Source organism: Kamptonema formosum PCC 6407 (assembly GCF_000332155.1).
Taxonomy (GTDB): Bacteria; Cyanobacteriota; Cyanobacteriia; order Cyanobacteriales; family Microcoleaceae; genus Kamptonema; species Kamptonema formosum.
Genome location: NZ_KB235907.1, coordinates 25,095 through 26,127 on the forward strand (window position 1 = coordinate 25,095; position 1,033 = coordinate 26,127).

The 1,033-nt window shown below is 34.5% G+C and carries 1 protein-coding gene; it reads right to left on the minus strand.

Annotated features, from left to right (window positions below; translation table 11 throughout):
- Nucleotides 1-473 precede the first annotated feature (473 nt).
- The gene (locus OSCIL6407_RS35085) at nucleotides 474-959 is read right to left on the minus strand and encodes a restriction endonuclease subunit S domain-containing protein (protein WP_148288973.1); all 486 of its coding nucleotides are present in this window, start codon (nucleotides 957-959) and stop codon (nucleotides 474-476) included.
- Nucleotides 960-1,033: the final 74 nt, after the last annotated feature.

The following is a 1,033-nucleotide window of genomic DNA, read 5'->3' on the forward strand; positions in this document are numbered from 1 at the left end:
TTTCCGTGAGATAAATCACCTCTCGCATTTCTTAATTCATTAATATGTTTCCTATCTGTGAGAGTTTACTAATAAAATCCCTCTCGTATACATCATCATTTTTTGAAGTAACTTGGCTGCCTCACAGATAAGATTATTAGTTTCGCTTTTCGCACCTTTATTAAACTTTCCCTTCTATACTTGGGTCAATTTGCGTAATGATAGTTTACAAATGCTCTGTAGAAGTGAATTACAGCAATCTAAGCTTACACCTGTATGTAAATCTTGGTGATAGTTTTCAATTGCGCTAATAAATTCGGCAAATGCACCATAGTATTGAAAGTCGGGGAATTCTTTGATATGTCTTTTCACTAACGCTTCTAAACTCTCCATAACACCTCATTACACAAACATTTTTTGTAGTAAACCTTTCTTGAATTGTTCGGTTTGGTCGATTTGGCGAGAGAGGGTTTCGATTTTGCGATCCATTGCTGTTAAAAAACCAGTAATTTTTTCTTGTTCTTTTTGCAAGGGTAAAATAGTATGATTGCTGACAATGATTCTTGGTTGATATTTGTATTTGCGCTAGAGGTAGCCAAAGAAAGCAATTCTTTTCTAAATTCTAATGATGAAAAACAATATTTTTTATATAAATGACATAACTCTGAGGATTTCTCTCTAAATCTAATAATAAAACCGCTATAAACAGTATCCTCAAAGTCATCATTTACAAGACACGGCTGACCGACTCCCTCTCTTTTTACTGATGAGCGAACAAATAAAACATCTCCTTTTTTGATTTTGTATTGTTCTACTTGCTTTGAGCTTATCTGCACTCGTTCAAGAGGTATTTTTTTGATTTCGCTTTTCCCAAATATATCCATTAAGTTTACAAATTCCACTCCATCTCCAAATGATGATTTATCTGCGTTAAAACCATTTTTGAATTCACCCAGTTCATCAAGTCTTTTTCTTCCCAATCAGGAAACTCAGATCCGATCGCCCCTTAAACCGAATCTCTAGAGAAAAGATTTTGTGCATTACGCCGCGTTTG